Below are 18,649 nucleotides of genomic sequence, written 5' to 3'. Positions count from 1 at the left end.
GTCGGCTCATCGCATCCTGGGGCTGAAGTAGGTCCCAAGGGTTGGGCTGTTCGCCCATTAAAGCGGTACGCGAGCTGGGTTCAGAACGTCGTGAGACAGTTCGGTCCCTATCTGTCGTGGGCGCAGGAAATTTGAGAGGAGCTGTCCTTAGTACGAGAGGACCGGGATGGACGCACCGCTGGTGCACCAGTTGTTCCGCCAGGAGCACAGCTGGGTAGCTAAGTGCGGACGGGATAAGCGCTGAAAGCATCTAAGCGTGAAGCCCCCCTCAAGATGAGATTTCCCAACTAGTAAGACCCCTTGAAGACGACGAGGTTGATAGGCCTGAGGTGGAAGTGCAGCAATGCATGGAGCTGACAGGTACTAATCGGTCGAGGGCTTATCCACATGAACATCTAAAACACAAATTCGTTTCGTATCCAGTTTTCAAGGATTAACACCTTGAAAACTTAATTAATGTTCCCTGATAGCTCAGTCGGTAGAGCACTCGACTGTTAATCGAGTTGTCACAGGTTCGAGTCCTGTTCGGGGAGTCAAAGCCCTCAGAAAGTGACGGATTGCTTCGCAGCATATCGTTTGCTTTCTGGGGGCCCCAAAACACGTGGAGAGGTGTCCGAGTTGGCCGAAGGAGCACGATTGGAAATCGTGTAGGCGTCACAAGCGTCTCGAGGGTTCGAATCCCTCTCTCTCCGCCACAATACTCCCAAAAGTGAAGTATTGTCTACGATGGAGTTTCCGATTGCTTTTCGGGGACCCGAGCATAAATAGTGCGGCCCGTTGGTCAAGGGGTTAAGACACCTCCCTTTCACGGAGGTAACAGGGGTTCGAATCCCCTACGGGTCATTGCTTTCTTATATGCTTCAAGTGGGGATAAGAATCCTTGAGAAAGATTTATTTGCAAAAACACTTGATTTGATGATGTATTATATGGTACAATAAGATTTGTCTTTTCCATGGAGGCTTAGCTCAGCTGGGAGAGCATCTGCCTTACAAGCAGAGGGTCGGGGGTTCGATCCCCTCAGCCTCCACCATATTGTATATTAACGACGCGGGGTGGAGCAGCCCGGTAGCTCGTCGGGCTCATAACCCGAAGGCCGCAGGTTCAAATCCTGCCCCCGCAATTGAATTACTTTAGTGTGGAGCCGTGGTGTAGAGGCCTAACATGCCTGCCTGTCACGCAGGAGACCGCGGGTTCGAATCCCGTCGGCTCCGCCATTATAATTCAAATACAAGGCTCGGTAGCTCAGTCGGTAGAGCAGAGGACTGAAAATCCTCGTGTCGGCGGTTCGATTCCGTCCCGAGCCACCATTGAAAAAACGAAAATTGAAAGCCGGTGTAGCTCAATTGGTAGAGCAACTGACTTGTAATCAGTAGGTTGGGGGTTCAAGTCCTCTCGCCGGCACCACGTGGAGGCTTAGCGAAGTGGCCAAACGCAGCAGACTGTAAATCTGTTCTCTGACGAGTTCGGTGGTTCGAATCCATCAGCCTCCACCAGTTTTACCTAAATAGGGGCATAGTTTAAAGGTAGAACAGCGGTCTCCAAAACCGTTAGTGTGGGTTCAATTCCTGCTGCCCCTGCCAGTCTTCAAAATTGCATATGGCGGTCGTGGCGAAGGGGTTAACGCACCGGATTGTGGCTCCGGCATTCGTGGGTTCAAGTCCCATCGATCGCCCCATTTTTATCTCAATAATTAAATTTTGGGGATTAGCCAAGCGGTAAGGCAACGGACTTTGACTCCGTCATCCATAGGTTCGAATCCTATATCCCCAGCCATTTATTAGCGGACGTGGCTCAGCGGTAGAGCATCGCCTTGCCAAGGCGAGGGTCGCGGGTTCGATTCCCGTCGTCCGCTCCATTTTTATAATGTGGCGCCATAGCCAAGTGGTAAGGCACAGCTCTGCAAAAGCTCTATCCCCAGTTCGAATCTGGGTGGCGCCTCCATTAGTTTTAACCTGCGGGAGTGGCGGAATCGGCAGACGCACAGGACTTAAAATCCTGCGGTAGGTGACTACCGTACCAGTTCAAGTCTGGTCTTCCGCACTGTATATTTTCATATTTGCCGGTGTGGCGGAATTGGCAGACGCGCGCGACTCAAAATCGTGAGGGAAACCGTGGGGGTTCGAGTCCCTTCACCGGCATACTTTAACTTTAACAGTTCATTAGATGTTATATCTAATGGGCTTTTTTTATATTTTGATGACTGCATTCATTGTATTGGCTGAAGAAACTTTGGAACTGTACTCCAAGTGAGAATAAATATTTGCTGATGCCATTCTTCTTCAGCACAAGGGCAAAATGTTAGGTGATGTAGTTAGGTTTGATTCGCTCTCCCATAGCATCCACATAAATATAACCGATGTAATCGTGACAGTAGGAATCCTTGCAGAGTTGCTGGTTTGTTTCTTGTTGCTCCTTCATTTGCACCAGAAGGTCATAGAAAGCATCTACAAGGGGCAGCGTACGGAGACTAGCCTTGTTCTTTGTTCTATCCTTCTCACTCAGCTTCCCATCCAGAGAACCAGACGTGACGGTATGCTTGGTTGTGATGGTCTTATTGACTAGATCAATGGCGGACCATTTTAGTCCTACCACTTAAAAATGACCTTTTTTCTCCTGAAGGTGGCCTGCAACCATGTTTCAATACCTCCTTGGTCACAGCACCGATCCCTCTCCATTGACACTTTAAATATATCATAGATAACAAGCCGATGTATGACCCATGGGCTTTTGAACATAGCTATTCTCTGGTACCGGTGAACGGGTTTTCTGTAATTTTCTTATAAACTTCCAATAGCAATACACCTGCCATTTGGCAAAAACTCCTGTTCCCCACAATTAGCAAGAAGAGTGCTGTATCAGCAGAATGATTTAGTTCCGGAATAGCCCCTGTGGGTAAGCCGTGCTGTGTTTGTTGTAGGCTTGAAGGTAATCCGGACAAAGGGACTGCTGTCGTTTGCTTCTGAACGAAGAATGACAAAGCTGATATGGGCAAAAGATAAAACCTACGGCCATTTTTCGGCTCAACCTAATAATCAGCGCTTGACAGTCAAGCCGGTAACCGATCATGGTAAGAAATATCGGAAGGCCGGTGGGTTGGTCGGCAGTTCAACATCCGCTGTCCGGACGCTTTGCACGATTATCCCGTTTGATCTGGAAGCATAGAGAAACATAAAATCAGAAAAAGAAAATATGTTTGGGAGAACATCTTCGAGATCGGTAGGCAGGTTTGTGGAAGGAGGTTTAGGCGAAGTGAAGCAGACCTGACGGGAGGAATGGGGCAAGGCACCGGGAAAAATGAAAGGACCGTGATAAGTCCCCCTCTCCCCCCTGTACAAAAGGGATAATCGTGCAAAGCAGCACGCAGAGATACCAGGACACGAACGCTATCATAATTTATTTTGTCAAGCACTTATCTCGGTTTTGAACCCGTTTTTCCAATCCACATCGCCTTTTCGTGGGGAAGACGTTTGGTTGAAATAAGCCGCAACAGGAATATGCAGACTACAACGGTACTTCGCGCAACGGAAAGGGAAACGAGCAGTTCCAGGAGTTTATCCATAAACAACGCCTACTTTCCTGAAATCCATTGCTTCAACTCTGCAATATTGTCATCATATAAAGCAGCGATTAAGTTTTTAACCGACTCTTGATATCTCGTCCAGTACGTTTTGCGTTTCCGTAAGCTTGTAATCTTTAGGGGAAATGAGAGGAACATACTTGTCCGTTCGGCCATACCTCGTAACTGACAACGCCGGTTGATGTGACAAGCGGGTCACTTGACCATTGCTACATCGGAGTAATAATAAAATTATTATGGACGCATAATCGTAAGTAAGAGGTGCGCGCGAGCAGGCACGACGGATAGTCTTTGGATGGGGCTCCTTCTCGGTCTGGGGGATAAGGTTGGGCGGCCATGGTTTGCGACGATGCGTTCGACAGCGGTCTACCCGCAAACTCATGTGATGTGGCATGTCATAGCCGAGCGGCTTGCGAAATCTTATAGGGTTGTCGTAACCGACCTTCGGGGTTACGGGGATTCAGTTGTCCACGGCGGTGACTTTACCTTTCGGGCTATGGCAATGGACCAGATTTTGCTGATGCGGCATCTAGGCCACACCGCCTTTCACGTCGTATCGCATGATCGGGGTGCCCGAACGGTTCATCGAATGGTTCTTGACCATCCCGATGCGGTGCGGACAGTTGCATTGCTTGATATACTTCCAACGTTGGACGTCTGGCGTACAATGGATGATTGGCTCGCTCGACGATATTATCATTGGCTCTTCCTATCGCAGCCAGGCGAAATGCCACAGCGTCTTATCAGCAAAGACCCAGTGATGTTTCTGCATTCCGCGCTGGTGGGACTGTCAGGCGCACTCAAAATATTCGCACCCGAGGCTTTGGCTGAATACGAGAGAGCTGCACGCAACCCGGAAGTCGTCGCGGCGTGGTGCGGTGACTATTTGGCTGCTGCAACGACCGATCTTGACCATGATCGCGCTGATATAGGTCGGGTAAGTCATATACCTTGCCTCGTTCTATGGGGGAGCAGAGGTGTCGTGGCTCATCACCTCAACCCTCTTGACGCTTGGCGAGCATGGTTTCCGCAGGTCACTGGTCAAGCAGTTGAGGCAGGCCATTTTCTTGTTGAAGAGCGGCCTGATGAGGTTCTTGCAGCCCTGATAGGGCATCTCGAAAAGCAAAAGTATACGAGTTGAGCCGTTTCTGGCCTCTCACACTGATGTCGATCATACCCGCAGCCGATTTCCGGGACGCAGCGGCTTTGAATCTACTCGGGAGACTAAGGAAAAAGTAGAGAAGGACCTCTCGGAAACGATTGGCCAAGATGCTGCCCTAGATGCCGTTATGCAACATTTTCACTCTAACCTCCAGCATTACGGATTTCTTCTTGCAGCTGCTGTAATCGATTTTCCCGGCGAGCAGCTGTTTAGTTTTGTTTGGGCATTAAATAATGCTTCGGCCAAAATCATTCAATATGTCTTGCGAAAACTATCGTCGTTAAAGCTATGACTCTTTGATGTTTGAATATCACTGGGTGCAAAAGAGGCTTGCAGAATATTAATAACAAACAGCAGGCTGCTTTCACTTGGACATTGGGTTTGCTAAGCTGAATTAGGTGTTGAGTTAGTGGAAAAGATTATTGTCGCAAGAAGCCCTTCGTAAGAAACACTTCACACCCGCCTGTTGCTTCGAGACCAATTACTGTAAATGGTAAGTAGTGATCCCGCGAGTATAATTACGGTGCCAATGATCAAATGCACAGTTAATTTTTCTGATAGAATCAGGAACGATAATAGCGGAGCGAGACCCGGTTTTATAAAAAAAGGAATAGAAGCCATGGATACGTTCGATAACTCCATAATCAAGAAGTAAATCGCAAACGCAGCGGCGCTGTTTCCTATACCGGCAAGCAGCAGGAGAGGCACGTTCTCCCAAGCGATTCCCGACCATACAGGGATATGATCGAATGTATCCAAACCGGGAACACTGGAGAGAGTGGCCGCAAGAGACTGAAAATGAGTAAGTAGCATCAGTCCAAGCAATTCCAAGCTGCCGATCAGGAGTGTAAAACCGGTAACTGAAAGTCCGCTTAGTCCAGTACGTGTGATCACCAGGCGAGAGATCATGCTGTAGACGGAAAAGGCAACGGCGCTCAGCAGCGCGAACGTCATGCCAAGCGGTTCGTTCAGATTGGCGGGGTTGACGATGACGAGCAGCCCTGCAATGGAGAGAACGACCGAAAGCAAGGTCAGCCTGGACAGCTTTTCTTTTAAAAACAGATAAGAAAACAGCAATGTAAATACGGGACTGCAGCTAAATATTACCGCGACAGTGGATGCCTTGGCATGGTCTACCGCCAACTGGAACAAAATCATGCTGATCGTGACCACCACAAACCCATTAAGCGCGAGCAACATCCAGTCTTTCAGGGCTGGTTTGATGTTTTTCTTGCGCATGGAGATCAGGGATGGAATCAGTAACGCCAATCCGCCGATGATGAAACGGAGAAACGTAAGCTGTACCGGATGAAACGTATTTCCCGCTATTTTTAAAGTGATTTCCAGTGAACTGATCAATAAGCTGGCCACGAGAAGGTAGAAAATGATTTTTTTGTACGGCATTGTTTGACCTCCCTCTGTTTATTTTCTTTTGACTGAGTTATATAATAAGGCACAAAGGATAATAACTAAAATGAATTTTTATATGAGGGGGTATAAACAAAAGGTTATGAACTTTCACAATTTGCACATTTTTACTGTCGTGGCAGAAAAAATGAATATTACGGAGGCAGCGAGAGCACTTTACATTACCCAGCCGGCAGTTAGTAAAGCCATTAAAAGCCTGGAGAGCCAACTGAATCTCCGATTGTTCTGGCGGGATAAACGAAACGGATTAATGTTGTCCGAAACGGGCAAGGAGATTTTGATTCTGGCACGGCAACTGATCATGATTGAAGAAAAGATTCGTCAAATCGCCAACCGAGAAAATAGCCTTGTGGATTGCAATGTAAAAGTTGGCGCGCTTCCCTCGATGTCCAGCTATTTGATGCCTTCGGCAATGTCACGGCTCAAATCCAGGTATGATTCCCTCCGTATTCAGCTTGCGGAAGGATCGTCAAACGAGATCAAAACTTGGGTGGAAGAGCGAGCGGTGGAAATCGGCATTGTATTGGCGCCGTTTGACTCTTTTGATTGTCAATTGCTGTATGAAGACGATATGGTGGCGGTGCTGCCGCAGACACACCCACTCGTTTCTTCTGAGAAAATTGATCTGATGAAGCATCAGGAGGAACTGATTTTTTGCCGAAGTGGATATGAAGGGACATTATCCAATTTGCTCGCAGATCGGTATAAGGAAATTACTAGCCATTTGATTGTGCAATCTGCGGAAACGCTTGTGAACATGGTTCAGCATGGTTTGGGTATCGGAATCATTAGTCGCATCTCTCAATCCACGCTCCGACACAATCTGATCGTTAAACCGATCTTCCCGGCCATTTGCCAGCAGATTGGAATCATTGTTCATTCTTTTGAAGAATTGACCCCCGCAGCCATGGCAGTTCATGAAATTCTGGCTGGGTTGGGGGCCGATTATGGCTCAAAGCATGGATAGTTATTGGCGGGTTTGATTTGTAAAAGATGAGGCACAGGTTGATAAAGGGAAGATAGAGCAGGTACCTGGGGTAGTGCACTCTTTATTAAGAAAGTGAAAGTGATTGATTCAACATCATCAAAGAACCGTATTTTACATTAATTCAATCTTCATCAAAGCGAATAATGATACTTTCTAAAAAACTGTTTTGGTCTAAAACTCATGATCCCATTGGATTAGGAGCTAATGCCGTCGGAGGTCGCAATAACTTTCCAAACGTAAGTGATGAGGAAGGGGGGAGTATCGTTCGAACTGCATTAGAATCAGGAATTACTATGCTAGACACAGCTTTTAATTATGGCCCGAGACGTTCTGAGGAAATTATTGGGGAAGTGGTTAAAGAGTTTAATCGAGAAAATGTTATAATTGCTACAAAAGCGGCACATAAATATACGGATGAAAAAGAACAAAACCATGTGTTTGATAACTCGCCAAGTTTCCTGAAACAAGCTGTGGAAGAGAGCCTCCTGCGTTTAGAGAATTCTGATGGCTAAGGGACACCAGAGCCGTTATCTGCGTAAAAATGAAGGTTTGCAAAATGTAAACGGACACAGAAGACCTTATTTAGCTCAAATCGGTCTAGATGAACGGGTTTAGAGCGAAATAGGGTCGTTGGTGTCCTTTAGGCTGGGAAATACTTGGGAAATGGGCGGATAAGGTCGCTGGTGTCCGTTAGAGCAGCTTCCAAAGTTTGGGAAGATCCAAAGTCCTTGGTGCTTCCTTTCATGAGAAAGGGGAGGGGGCGGAGTAGTACCCAAGAGGAAATGGCATGGAGGGAGCCTCCACACCCATCCCTTCAATCACTCCAAAGTAGAAGTTATTACCTCATTCCCTCATTTCTTCATTCATTCCTGATTCGATCCCCTAAAGCATCTGCATAAATATTCCACCAAAACTGGAAAAGGCGAGACCAGCCCAAGAAATTCACAAGAATGCTGGAAGGTTTCTACGAGTAGGAACCGAAGTTACTCCATCCAACGGTCTAACGAGTAATCTACAAACTGGCCCGTCAGTAAATCCGATAATTTCCGCTTAAAGCCAGCATGCTAAAAAAGTACAGGCAGTTGTCGTAATAACGCCGTTGACCGGTGCGCAAAGGCGTATTCCAAAGCAAACGGACAAAATGACTCGCTTCCGGGCCATTGGCGGAGAGCGAAGCCATCGCGTTGGTCGCCAGCAATCCTATCGGGTGCAGCGCCAGTTCGTCGAAGGGTTGTCCGTCTATGGTATACCGGCGGTAGTCGGAAACCTCAATGTTCCGGAAAAAGCTTTGAATCCGGTTGGATTGCCCGACCTGCCAGGAATCTTTTTGGAACCATGCCCAATCCAGCCCGATATTGGCGGCAACCCGGTAAGCGTCGCTGAAGAAATGGCGGAAATCGCCATGCGGCTGGGGCTCTGCCGGGGTTCCGTCAAAATTCGCGTATTCGGGGGCAAGACCGGTTTCCGGGTGGCATGCGGCGTGAAGGTAGGCGCGGCTGGCATCCGCCGCTTGCTTCCAAAACGCGCTGTCCCGCTCGTCGGCCCGAAGGGCGAACAAATCGTAAAAATGCGGCAGATGGTAAGACGGATCGCTGAAAGGGGATTCCGGTACGAATTTGATTAATTTCGTTTCCGGGTCCCACATCGGGTCGCCGTCGCCGGCTTCGCCCTGATGCACGCATGCGCGTAAAATCGTTCGTGCCTGCTCGGAATAGTTATAGGGTTCCGGCCCGTCCCCCCAACGGCTTGCGGCGAAAAACAGGGCCATTGCGAAATATTCTTCCCCGTCCGGCGCGGGCCCCTGGGAGATGCGGGTACCGTCAGGCTTGCAATGCCAGGCAAAGTAATGGGCGTAACGGCCTTCTCTATGCTGCATAAACGTCTTCGAGAAGTTCCACAACCGGTCAAACTCTTCTTTTTTGTTCATTTGCACGGCCATCATCATCCCGTAGGACATCCCTTCCGTCCGAATGTCCAGATTGCCGGTATCGAGAATATAGCCTTTATCGTCGCCCAGCGGATAATAGATCCGCACATCCGGATCTCCATAAAACAAATCGGCCCATGTCCGTTCGAGCCTAGCGTCGATGTCCGCTTCGGGATAGCCGAGCTCCTTGAACAGGTTCCTGTATTCTTTCGTATAAAAAGCGCCTTGTTGGATAATCGGCATAGAAAAATCCTCCATATTTTCTATTTTTGCTATATTATAGCACAATAGGAGGTAAATAAATTAAAGCGTTTTCTCGAAAAAGTATAGTAAGTATAACTCTTCATAAAGGAGGGAACTGAAATGTATTCCGTCATCATTGTGGACGATGAGCTGTTTGTCCGGAAAGGCTTAATCGAAATGATCGATTGGGAAAGCAGTGGCTTTAAAGTGATTGATGAGTCCGACAATGGAGAAGACGCCCTGGCGATCATTCAGGCGAAAAAGCCGGATCTGGTCGTGACCGACATCCGTATGCCGGTGCTGGATGGACTCGAATTGATCGAGGCCGCCAGCAAGCTGCAGTTGGAAACGGAATTCGTCATCATCAGCGGCCATAACGATTTCCGCTACGCCCAGCAGGCGGTGCGGTTCGGCGTGCAGGATTATGTGCTGAAGCCCATCGATCCGGACGATATTCAGCAAGCGTTGGCCAAGCTTAGAGACAAGCTGCCGGCAAAACAACGGTTGCGGGATCAAAACCGCAGGCAGATGGGCGAAAAACTGATCGAAACCCTGTTGCGGGACGAGATCGACGAGACGGCGTTGGATGAGTGGGCCCAGGTTTCGTTTTTCGCTGATGCGAAAGCGTTTTCTTACGTATTGCTGGAGGTTAACAATGTCGTACCTTGGAAAAATGCGGTTTCCCCGGCAAGAGACCGGCTAATGGAAGCCATCCGGGAAACGGTGCAAGAACTCGGCACTGCCGCTTCGCCGCCGATCGTGTATGAGCATCGCCGCACATACGGCTTTATTGTGCCGGATACGTACCTCACCCCTTTTGGCGGAGATATCCGTCCTTTTATGAGGTCCGTGCTTCGGCGGCTGAAGGATGCTTTCGCCTTGGAGCTGCGAATCTATGCCGGCCAATCCGTCGAGTCCTTAAACCGGTTGAAGTTCTCCTATATCAGCGCGAAGGAAACGATGCAGCACAAATGGATCCGTCACAACACCCACGCGCTGCTATACTCGGACATCGCCGGCACGGAACTGAACTATTTGCATCTTCGCGAACCGTCGATCCATGCTTTGATCGAAGCGGTCGAAGCGTCGGACAGGGACGGCATTCGAAGCGCCATCGACCGCATCTTTGCGGATTTTCTGGAACGGAACTTCTCCATCGAAGCGATCAAAACATCGATCATGCAATGTGTTCTGGGCATCGTGCACTCCGTCAGAAGCGTGGAAGGTGACGAGAAGGAACTCGGCCTGATCGAGGCGATTCTGGGCTGGCACGATTATAATCTCACATTGGAAGAATTGCGCGGATTATTTGGCGAATTCGCGTCCGAATCCGCGGAATTCGTCAAACAGCTTTATAATTCCAGCGGCAAGAGCGGAATTCACAAAATTAAATCGTACGTGGACCAGCACTTCCAGCAAAATTTGAGCTTAAAAAGCCTTGCGGCGCAGTTCTTCATGAACCCCGCGTACATCGGGCAATTGTTTAAGAAGCATTATGGCGTTTATTTTAACGAGTATTTGTTGCTGCTGCGGATCGAAGAGGCCAAGAAACTGATGAGGCAAAAAGATATGCGCGTTTATGAAATCGCCGAGCGAGTCGGTTTCAATAGCGCCGAGTATTTTGTCTCCCAATTCGAGAAGGTCGAGAAGATGACTCCTACGGAATACCGCAATCGCATGAGCAATTGATAGCGGAAGGGGCGGCGCGCGATGAACCGACTGCTTCATAATACCCGGCTAAGGAACAAAATGCTGCTGGTCTATTTTCTTTGCATCTTTACGCCGATGATCGTGACCAACGCTATTTTTTATAATCTCATCTCGAATAATGTCAGGGAGGGGAGAGTCAAGGATATCGACCTGGCGGTGGAGCAAATCAAAAACGAATTCCGCTCCCAGGTTGACGATGCGGTGGGATTGTCCTCATTTTTTTACGCCGACCTCAAGACCAATGAAATTCTGGAGCGGAATTTTGCCAATACGGAAGATTACGTCGAAGCTTATGACGATTATTTGAGACGGGTGCTAAACAGTTATCACCCCGCTTCCCTCTATCTCCAGAACATGATGATTTACGTAAACAACCCGACGCTGCTGAATTCCGGAAACATCGGCTACCTGTCGGATGAAATCAGGTCGGAGGATTGGTATCGCATGGCGGCGGACAGGTATCGTTCCCAACCCGTGTTTGTGCGCACGGAAACGGATGACGGGCATTTCGCCAGTTTCTCGCTGATCCGGCGTCTGGACTATTTTGCGAATCGGATGTCAAAGGAAAAGCTGCTCAAAATCGATTTTAAAACGATCGATCTGGTGTCCCTGTTTTCGAACTTAAACGTGCAGGGGGATATGTATCTGATCAATCCGGGCGGCGGGATCGAGTACACAACAAACGGGAGAATTGACTGGCAGGGCGGGAATGAAACCCCGTTCGCCTCGCTCGGATCGGACAAAACGATCCGGTTCGTGAAGGAATACCGGGGTGTCAGCTATCTGGAAGGATGGAAGATCGCCGGCATCGTCAGCGAAGGCGAAATCGTTAAGGAAGTCCGCGATTCGCGTGATTTTATTTTATGGTCCGGCTGTGTGATGATGATCATTCCGACCATAATTATTCTTATCATCACCCGGTCGATTAACCTGCGCATCATCCAAATCCTGAAGCAGATGAAAAAAGTAAAAAGCCAAAGTTTTGAACCGATTCAGGGCGAGGCTTATAAGGACGAGATCGGTCAATTGACGCTGGAATTCAACCGGATGATCCTGCAGATCAAAAGCTTGATCCATGACGTGTACCTGGCGGAAATCCAAAAGAAATCGTTGGAGCTGGAGCGCCGGAAGGCGCAGTTGAATGCATTGCAAAGCCAAATGAATCCCCATTTTCTGTTCAATGCCCTGGAAACGATCCGGATGAGAAGCTTGCTGAAAAAAGAGCGCGATACCGCGAAGATCATCCATAGCATGGCCAAATTCTTCCGAGGCTCCTTGACCTGGAACAAAGACCGGGTTTCGGTGAAGGAAGAGCTGGAGTTTATTTTATGCTTTTTGGACATTCAGAAATATCGCTTCGAGGACAAGCTGGACTGCCGGATCGCCGTCGCGCCGGAAGCGTATGAATGCCTGGTGCCGAAAATGGCGTTCCTTCCTTTCGTCGAGAATGCCTGTATCCACGGCATCGAGCCGCTGAAACATGGAGGGATGATTGAGATTCGAATCGACGCTACGGAAGATGAACTGACTTTTACCGTCAGAGACAACGGGATCGGCATGGACGATGAAACGGTCAACAAGTTGTACCGTTACCTGGAGGCCGAGGAAACCATGGGGGAACGCATTGGTGTTCAAAACGCGATATACCGCACGAAAATAATCTACGGGGAGAAGATCCGTTTTTCGCTGAACAGCCGCCCGGGAGAAGGGACCTGCGTCATGCTCGCAATCCCGAACGAAAAGAGTTGACCGCCGAAACAAATACTGAAATTTTTGCAGGAAGCTCTATAGTTCTCCGGGTAACCCAAAATTGAAAACGATTTTATACTGTTCCTGTAAATACCACTCTACAAACGAAAGGGGCAGATCGGTTTTGACAAAAAAGAAATTTTGGGTTCTCTTTTTGGTCGCGGCATTGCTGTTGTCTGTAAGCTCCGCTTGTTCCGGCGGTAAAAACAACCATAAAGCCGTAGGCGAGACAGGCAACAACCCGGAAGAAAGCAACAAGCAGGACAAGGTCACCTTTACGATCTTTAATGGCGTAGCCGGATCCAAGGACCGGAATACAAACGAGACCACCCTTGGAAAAATACTGGAAGACCAAACGGGAGTCAATTTCAAACTGGAGTTTCTGGTCGGCGACCTGAATACGAAAATCGGTACGATGATCGCCGCGAACGAGTATCCGGAAGTGCTGATTCCGGATGCGGCGATGGAAAGCGTATTGAACGCAGGCGTATTTATCCCGCTTGACGATTTGATCGAGGAGCACGGCCCGAATATCAAACGGGTATTCGGTCCATATTTTGACCAGCTGAGAGCTGAAGACGGCAAGCTTTATTTCCTTCCGATCGCCGTGCAGGTCGGCGACTTCGTTCCGGACCCGGAGCCCGGAGCCGCATTTTGGATTCAGCGCCGCGTCTTGGCCGAGGCCGGTTATCCGAAAGTCAACACGCTGGATCAATATATTGAACTGATCAGAAACTATGCCGAGAAGCATAAGGATGAAGATTTGACGGGCATGATCACCCTCACGCATGACTGGAGATTTTTTGCGACATCCAATCCGCCGATGCACCTCATGGGTTACCCGAACGACGGCGAAGTCATCGTCGATCCGGAAACCTTTGAAGCCCAAACATACGCGGCTTCCGAGGCGACGAAAAGATGGCTGAAGACGCTGAACGAGTTAAATGCGGAAGGTCTGTTCGACAAGGCTTCTTTCGTGGACAATTACGATCAATATATCGCCAAATTAACCTCCCATAAAGTGCTGGGCTTTTTTGATTACCGCTGGCAGGTGGGAAATGCGCTCAATGTCCTGAAGGACGCGGCGCGCAAGGACCCCGCCCAGGATGCTTACAACTACTTCCCGCTTCCCGTTACCTTTGACGAGAACACGCCGGATGCGTATGTCGACGCCGAAGGCGGATTGGCAACGAACCGCGGCATCGGCATTACGGTCAGCGCGAAGGACCCGGTAAGAATCATCCAATATTTCGACAATATGCTGACGGAAGATAACCAAACCCTGTTGTCTTGGGGCATCAAAGGCGAAACCTATGAAGTTAACGAACAAGGCCGCTTTTACCGGACACAGGAACAGATCAACATGATCGACGAAGCTTTTAACGAGAAGTTCGGCTTTAAATATTACAATTGGAACTGGCCGATGTACAACGCCAATTCCACGCTCGCGAGCGGGAATGCCAAAAGCGTGGCTTACCAGCCCGAAGTATTCCAAATGAGCTTGACGCAGGCGGATAAGGACATTCTGGACAAATACGGCGTGCAAACTTACAGCCAAATGTTCGCGACCCCGAAGTTCCGCCCTTGGTATCCTGCCTGGGGATTCGCCAAGGAACAAAATTCGCCAGAGCAGCTGTGGGAAACGGCCAAGGATGAATTGACCAAGAAATACTTCCCGAAACTCGTGCTTGCAACGCCGGATAAGTTCGAATCGTTATGGAACGAATACTTGAACGAATTCGGCAAGCTTGACACGGCCGGCTATGAAAAGTGGACGACGGAGCAAGCGCAGGAGAAAGTCAAAATCGTTACCGGCGGTAAATAATCGATTCTACCGGAAGGCCGGGAAGGAGAGAATAGTATGGGGAACGATTCGGTGCTGGCCGCGTCCGGGCCGGAGACATATAAAAAGCCGAAAGGGATCGGGCCGTTCTGCAAAAAATTAGTAAAGCAGCGCGCCTTGGCCGTGATGTCCATCCCTTTTTTCATTTGGCTGGTCATTTTCAAATATGTTCCTTTATGGGGCTGGACGATTGCTTTCCAGGATTATAAACCGGCGCGCGGGTATTTGGATCAAACTTGGGTCGGATTTCAACATTTCAAATTTTTGTTTGGAGACGAGCGGTTTTTGCGCGTATTGCGAAATACGCTGGCCATGAGTTCCATCAACTTGATTCTCGGCTTTGTGACGGCGATTACGCTGGCATTGCTGCTCAATGAACTTCGGAACGTAGCATTTAAGCGAGTGGTGCAAACGGTCAGTTATTTGCCCCATTTCATTTCTTGGGTGGTGGCCGCAAGCATCATTCAAACGACGCTCGCGCCCGACGGAATCATCAACCAGCTGTTGATCTGGACGGGATTGGTTGATAAGGGGAACGAAATATTATTTCTGGGGATTCCCGAATACTTTTGGGGAATATTTGGAGCCGGCTCCGTCTGGAAAGATATCGGCTGGAACACGATCGTGTATTTGGCCGCGATAACGACGATTGATCCGGCGCAATACGAAGCCGCCGAAATCGACGGCGCCAGCAGGTTTAAACGGATGATCTATATTACATTGCCGGGCATTAAATCCGTCGTTGTCGTCCTATTAATTATGAATATCGGCTATTTGCTGGAATCGGGATTCGAGCCCCAATATTTGCTGGGTAACGGCATGAACGTGGATTATTCCGAGAACATTGACATATTCGTATTGAAATACGGCATCGCCCAAAGCAACTTCTCGCTATCCATCGCGGCCGGCATGTTCAAGACGGTGGTCAGCTTCATCTTGCTGTTCTTCGCGAACCATATCGCGAAACGGGCGGGCGAAGCCAGGCTTTTCTAGAGAAGGAGGCAAAGCCAATGGATCAAAGATCCGCAAGCGCTGCAAGAAGGGTTAAGAATCCGCGAATCAAATCTTCCGGCGGTGACCGTATTTTTGATATGTGCAATTACATTTTTATGGTTCTATTGATGGCCGTGACGCTATATCCGTTTATGAATGTTCTGGCCGTGTCGCTAAACAGCGCTCAAGATTCGCTCAAAGGCGGGATTTATTTGCTTCCGAGGATCTGGACGCTGGAAAATTACAAATATATTTTCAGGGAAGCCACGATATTTCACGCCACGCTCGTCTCGATATTGCGTACGATCATCGGTACGGTGGCTACGGTGTTTTGCTCCGCCATGGTGGCTTATTCGATCAGCAGGCAGGATTTCGTGCTCCGCAAATTTATTACGATCGCCTTTATTTTAACCATGTATTTTAACGGCGGGTTGATCCCCAACTATTTGCTGATGAGGGATTTGCAACTCGTGGGCAACTTCTGGGTATACATCCTGCCCGGATTAATCGGCGTGTTCAACCTGATCATCATCCGTTCCTTTATTGAGAACCTCCCCGAGAGCATTCTGGAATCGGGACGGATTGACGGAGCGGGCGATTACAGAACTTTTTTCAGCATCGTATTGCCGTTGACGACGCCGGTTTTGGCTACGGTGGCCTTGTTCTCGGGCGTCTTTCAGTGGAACTCCTGGTTTGACGTGTTTTTGTACAATTCTTCGCACATTGAATTAAGCACACTGCAGTATGAACTGCAGAAAATTTTGCAAAATTCCAATACGACTTCGGGAACTTCGAGCCTGGACGGGATGATCCAGGGCGCCAGCGGAGCGCAGCAAAACACCGTTACACCGTTGTCCGTTCGCGCCACGATGACGATGGTCGCCTCCGTCCCCATTATCATGGTGTATCCTTTCTTGCAAAAATATTTCGTCAAAGGCATGATGGTTGGCGGGGTTAAGGGTTGATCCCGAAAGGGTTGAAAAAAAGCCGAGCTAAATATTTGTTTAGCTCGGCTTTTTGGCGCTTGTACAGTATCATGCGGTTCACTCTATTCTTTAACCGCCCCCAGCACAATGCCTTTAACAAAGTACTTTTGGAGAAAAGGATAGATCAGCAGCACAGGTACGGCGCCGATAAATATTTGGGCGGCCTTGACCGTACGCTGGGAAATGTTTTCAAGCAATTTCGGGTCCACATTCATTTTGCTCATATCCTGTTGAACGAGGATCGTTTGCAGAAAGGTCGCGAGCGGATACTTCTTGTAATCCGATATATAGAGAAGCCCCGAGAACCAGTCATTCCACTGACCGACCAAGGTGAAAAGAGACAAGGTGGCTATGGCCGGCATGGAAAGCGGCAGGAAAATACGGAACAGGGTTGTCAAGTGACCGGCCCCATCGATGAGGGATGCCTCTTCCAGTTCCTTCGGGACCCCCCGGAAGAAATTAAGCAACAGGATCATATTCCATACGTTTACCAGTCCGGGAATAATCAAGGCCCAAATGGTGTTCATCAAATGGATTTTTTGCATTAGAATGTACATGGGAACCATCCCGCCGGAGAACAACATCGTGAACACGAAAAACCAGGAATAAATGTTTCTTCCGCGAAAGACCTTTTCATCCTTGGACAGGGCGTAGGCGGCCAGGAATATGACCAACATGCTGAGGGATGTCCCCAAGACGACTCTCTCCACGGAAATGATAAATGCTTGAATGAAGTTTTCATTGCCCAATGTTTTTTCATAAGCGTCAAGGGTGAAGTCGACCGGCCATAAACCGACCTTATTCGCGCTTGCCGCGGCTTTTCCGCTGAAAGAAACGGCCAGGACGTGAATCAGAGGAATGGTGCAAAGCAGGGACAGGAGCGCTAAAAAAACATGGTTGAATACATTAAACACGCGATAGGACAGCGTTTTATGATACATAACATCTTCACCTCCTCGAATCTTTAAAAAATTCTGTAATTGGCGTATTTGTAAGCCAAACGATAGGCGGTAATAATCAGCACGGCGCCGATCGCGGATTTGAACAAGCCGACGGCCGTTCCGAAGCTCATTTCACCGTTTAAGATAGCCATGCGGTAGACGAAGGTATCGATAATATCGCCTTTGTCGTAAACGAGCGGATTGTACAGGTTGAATATCTGGTCAAAGCCCGCATTCAAAATGTTGCCTAGCGCGAGCGTTCCGACGACGATCGTAATTGGCAATAGACCCGGAAGCGTAATGTGCAGGGTTTGCTTCCAGCGTGAAGCACCATCGATTTCCGCCGCTTCATAGAGTGAAGGGTTAATGCCCGACAGCGCGGCCAGGTATACGATCGTGGAGAAACCAAACTCCTTCCAAATATCAGAAACAACTATCGTAACCCGGAACCAGTTTCCATCTCCTAGAAAGAAGATCGGCTTGATACCAAATGCCGCGAGCGACTGATTCACCAGGCCGCCTTCAGGGGACAGAAGATCAATCAGTATCCCGCCTAGGATAACCCATGACAGGAAATGGGGAAGATAGACCATCGTCTGCACCACCCGTTTGAAGGCTATCAGTCTGATTTCATTGAGCAGGACGGCAAATATAATAGGCACGATCATACCTATCGTGATCTTCAGAACAGAAATAATGAGCGTATTAATGATAACCTGTATACTGTCTTCCCTCTCGAACATGAATCTGAAATGTTCCAGGCCGACCCAGGGTGAGCCGGTAAAACCAAGCCAAGGTTTAAAATCCTGGAATGCCATGATCACTCCGAACATGGGCACGTAAGCAAAAATAATGGTTAAAATTACCGCCGGGAGCAGCATGAAATGAAAGATAGAACCGCTTTTGCGGATCTTTGTGCGCGGCCGCGAAACGTCCGTGCGCTGCGGGCTTTGGGGTGCCGGTTCAATAACAGACGCCATAATCATTCTCCTTTCTAATTGTAAAGGCTTACGCTTGTGGCCCTATTATACTTGAGCGCAAAAAAGCGAGATATGGCAGCCTGTTTACCCAACGGGCACGAATTTTACAAAGAGGGCGAAA

Annotated in this window: 12 protein-coding genes, 16 tRNA genes, 1 rRNA gene and 1 pseudogene; 26 read left to right on the top strand and 4 right to left on the bottom strand. The window is 48.8% G+C overall.

Features of this window, described 5'->3' with window-relative positions; translation table 11 throughout:
• From ACLD72_RS06175 to ACLD72_RS06085, 19 genes are all read left to right on the top strand, one after another.
• A 23S ribosomal RNA gene (locus ACLD72_RS06175) occupies positions 1-387 on the top strand; the annotation flags it as partial.
• A gap of 73 nt (positions 388-460) precedes the next feature.
• Positions 461-533: transfer RNA gene (locus ACLD72_RS06170), tRNA-Asn, on the top strand.
• A 70-nt stretch (positions 534-603) separates the two neighbouring features.
• Positions 604-695: transfer RNA gene (locus ACLD72_RS06165), tRNA-Ser, on the top strand.
• Between the two features lie 76 nt (positions 696-771).
• Positions 772-843, top strand: a tRNA-Glu gene (locus tag ACLD72_RS06160).
• A gap of 112 nt (positions 844-955) precedes the next feature.
• Positions 956-1,031: transfer RNA gene (locus ACLD72_RS06155), tRNA-Val, on the top strand.
• A 16-nt stretch (positions 1,032-1,047) separates the two neighbouring features.
• Positions 1,048-1,121: transfer RNA gene (locus ACLD72_RS06150), tRNA-Met, on the top strand.
• Positions 1,122-1,138: 17 nt separating this feature from the next.
• A tRNA-Asp gene (locus ACLD72_RS06145) sits at positions 1,139-1,215 on the top strand.
• Between the two features lie 17 nt (positions 1,216-1,232).
• Positions 1,233-1,308 (top strand) — tRNA-Phe (locus ACLD72_RS06140).
• Positions 1,309-1,329: 21 nt separating this feature from the next.
• A tRNA-Thr gene (locus ACLD72_RS06135) sits at positions 1,330-1,405 on the top strand.
• A gap of 3 nt (positions 1,406-1,408) precedes the next feature.
• Positions 1,409-1,494: transfer RNA gene (locus tag ACLD72_RS06130), tRNA-Tyr, on the top strand.
• 13 nt (positions 1,495-1,507) lie between these two features.
• Positions 1,508-1,581: transfer RNA gene (locus ACLD72_RS06125), tRNA-Trp, on the top strand.
• 19 nt (positions 1,582-1,600) lie between these two features.
• Positions 1,601-1,676: transfer RNA gene (locus ACLD72_RS06120), tRNA-His, on the top strand.
• A 23-nt stretch (positions 1,677-1,699) separates the two neighbouring features.
• Positions 1,700-1,774 (top strand) — tRNA-Gln (locus tag ACLD72_RS06115).
• Between the two features lie 7 nt (positions 1,775-1,781).
• A tRNA-Gly gene (locus ACLD72_RS06110) sits at positions 1,782-1,856 on the top strand.
• A 12-nt stretch (positions 1,857-1,868) separates the two neighbouring features.
• Positions 1,869-1,942, top strand: a tRNA-Cys gene (locus tag ACLD72_RS06105).
• Between the two features lie 13 nt (positions 1,943-1,955).
• Positions 1,956-2,041: transfer RNA gene (locus ACLD72_RS06100), tRNA-Leu, on the top strand.
• Positions 2,042-2,059: 18 nt separating this feature from the next.
• Positions 2,060-2,139: transfer RNA gene (locus tag ACLD72_RS06095), tRNA-Leu, on the top strand.
• A gap of 832 nt (positions 2,140-2,971) precedes the next feature.
• On the top strand, positions 2,972-3,163 hold the full coding sequence (locus ACLD72_RS06090; protein ID WP_458475622.1) for a hypothetical protein: 192 nt from the start codon (positions 2,972-2,974) through the stop codon (positions 3,161-3,163).
• A 710-nt stretch (positions 3,164-3,873) separates the two neighbouring features.
• On the top strand, positions 3,874-4,719 hold the full coding sequence (locus ACLD72_RS06085; protein WP_458475621.1) for an alpha/beta fold hydrolase: 846 nt from the start codon (positions 3,874-3,876) through the stop codon (positions 4,717-4,719).
• Between the two features lie 474 nt (positions 4,720-5,193).
• Here ACLD72_RS06085 and ACLD72_RS06080 read toward each other — a convergent pair whose 3' ends face one another.
• Positions 5,194-6,144, bottom strand: coding sequence for a DMT family transporter (locus tag ACLD72_RS06080; RefSeq protein WP_411001749.1), 951 nt, complete (start codon positions 6,142-6,144; stop codon positions 5,194-5,196).
• A 106-nt stretch (positions 6,145-6,250) separates the two neighbouring features.
• Here ACLD72_RS06080 and ACLD72_RS06075 point away from each other — a divergent pair, with 106 nt between their 5' ends.
• Both ACLD72_RS06075 and ACLD72_RS06070 read left to right on the top strand, forming a co-directional pair.
• On the top strand, positions 6,251-7,135 hold the full coding sequence (locus ACLD72_RS06075) for a LysR family transcriptional regulator (RefSeq protein ID WP_458475620.1): 885 nt from the start codon (positions 6,251-6,253) through the stop codon (positions 7,133-7,135).
• Between the two features lie 164 nt (positions 7,136-7,299).
• Positions 7,300-7,662 (top strand): annotated as a pseudogene (locus ACLD72_RS06070) (aldo/keto reductase); the annotation flags it as partial.
• A gap of 521 nt (positions 7,663-8,183) precedes the next feature.
• Here ACLD72_RS06070 and ACLD72_RS06065 read toward each other — a convergent pair.
• On the bottom strand, positions 8,184-9,326 hold the full coding sequence (locus ACLD72_RS06065) for a glycosyl hydrolase family 8 (protein WP_411001834.1): 1,143 nt from the start codon (positions 9,324-9,326) through the stop codon (positions 8,184-8,186).
• A 120-nt stretch (positions 9,327-9,446) separates the two neighbouring features.
• On the opposite strand from ACLD72_RS06065, the gene ACLD72_RS06060 reads away from it, so the two are divergent.
• The 5 genes from ACLD72_RS06060 to ACLD72_RS06040 all read left to right on the top strand — a co-directional run bounded on the left by ACLD72_RS06060 (position 9,447) and on the right by ACLD72_RS06040 (position 16,586).
• Entirely contained in the window at positions 9,447-11,015 is a 1,569-nt protein-coding gene (locus ACLD72_RS06060; protein ID WP_411001751.1) for a response regulator, read from the top strand.
• A gap of 21 nt (positions 11,016-11,036) precedes the next feature.
• Positions 11,037-12,785: a sensor histidine kinase gene (locus ACLD72_RS06055; RefSeq protein ID WP_411001752.1), complete on the top strand. Its 1,749-nt coding sequence runs from the start codon at positions 11,037-11,039 to the stop codon at positions 12,783-12,785.
• A gap of 124 nt (positions 12,786-12,909) precedes the next feature.
• Entirely contained in the window at positions 12,910-14,610 is a 1,701-nt protein-coding gene (locus ACLD72_RS06050; protein ID WP_411001753.1) for an ABC transporter substrate-binding protein, read from the top strand.
• Between the two features lie 36 nt (positions 14,611-14,646).
• Positions 14,647-15,621, top strand: a complete 975-nt coding sequence (locus ACLD72_RS06045) for an ABC transporter permease (protein ID WP_411001754.1) — start codon at positions 14,647-14,649, stop codon at positions 15,619-15,621.
• 17 nt (positions 15,622-15,638) lie between these two features.
• Entirely contained in the window at positions 15,639-16,586 is a 948-nt protein-coding gene (locus ACLD72_RS06040) for a carbohydrate ABC transporter permease (RefSeq protein ID WP_411001755.1), read from the top strand.
• Between the two features lie 83 nt (positions 16,587-16,669).
• On the opposite strand, the gene ACLD72_RS06035 is transcribed toward ACLD72_RS06040, so the two are convergent.
• Both ACLD72_RS06035 and ACLD72_RS06030 read right to left on the bottom strand, forming a co-directional pair.
• Positions 16,670-17,548, bottom strand: coding sequence for a carbohydrate ABC transporter permease (locus tag ACLD72_RS06035; protein ID WP_411001756.1), 879 nt, complete (start codon positions 17,546-17,548; stop codon positions 16,670-16,672).
• Between the two features lie 23 nt (positions 17,549-17,571).
• Entirely contained in the window at positions 17,572-18,429 is an 858-nt protein-coding gene (locus ACLD72_RS06030; protein WP_411001835.1) for an ABC transporter permease, read from the bottom strand.
• Positions 18,430-18,649: the final 220 nt, after the last annotated feature.

Source organism: Paenibacillus lacisediminis, from assembly GCF_046567315.2.
This window is presented reverse-complemented; position numbering and strand designations above follow the sequence as displayed.

Coding starts and splice junctions, on each gene's coding strand:
- ACLD72_RS06090 (WP_458475622.1), top strand. CDS start 2,972: ATGACAAAGCTGATATGGGCAAAAGATAAAACCTACGGCCATTTTTCG.
- ACLD72_RS06085 (WP_458475621.1), top strand. CDS start 3,874: ATGGGGCTCCTTCTCGGTCTGGGGGATAAGGTTGGGCGGCCATGGTTT.
- ACLD72_RS06080 (WP_411001749.1), bottom strand. CDS start 6,144: ATGCCGTACAAAAAAATCATTTTCTACCTTCTCGTGGCCAGCTTATTG.
- ACLD72_RS06075 (WP_458475620.1), top strand. CDS start 6,251: ATGAACTTTCACAATTTGCACATTTTTACTGTCGTGGCAGAAAAAATG.
- ACLD72_RS06065 (WP_411001834.1), bottom strand. CDS start 9,326: ATGCCGATTATCCAACAAGGCGCTTTTTATACGAAAGAATACAGGAAC.
- ACLD72_RS06060 (WP_411001751.1), top strand. CDS start 9,447: ATGTATTCCGTCATCATTGTGGACGATGAGCTGTTTGTCCGGAAAGGC.
- ACLD72_RS06055 (WP_411001752.1), top strand. CDS start 11,037: ATGAACCGACTGCTTCATAATACCCGGCTAAGGAACAAAATGCTGCTG.
- ACLD72_RS06045 (WP_411001754.1), top strand. CDS start 14,647: ATGGGGAACGATTCGGTGCTGGCCGCGTCCGGGCCGGAGACATATAAA.
- ACLD72_RS06040 (WP_411001755.1), top strand. CDS start 15,639: ATGGATCAAAGATCCGCAAGCGCTGCAAGAAGGGTTAAGAATCCGCGA.
- ACLD72_RS06035 (WP_411001756.1), bottom strand. CDS start 17,548: ATGTATCATAAAACGCTGTCCTATCGCGTGTTTAATGTATTCAACCAT.
- ACLD72_RS06030 (WP_411001835.1), bottom strand. CDS start 18,429: ATGCTGCTCCCGGCGGTAATTTTAACCATTATTTTTGCTTACGTGCCC.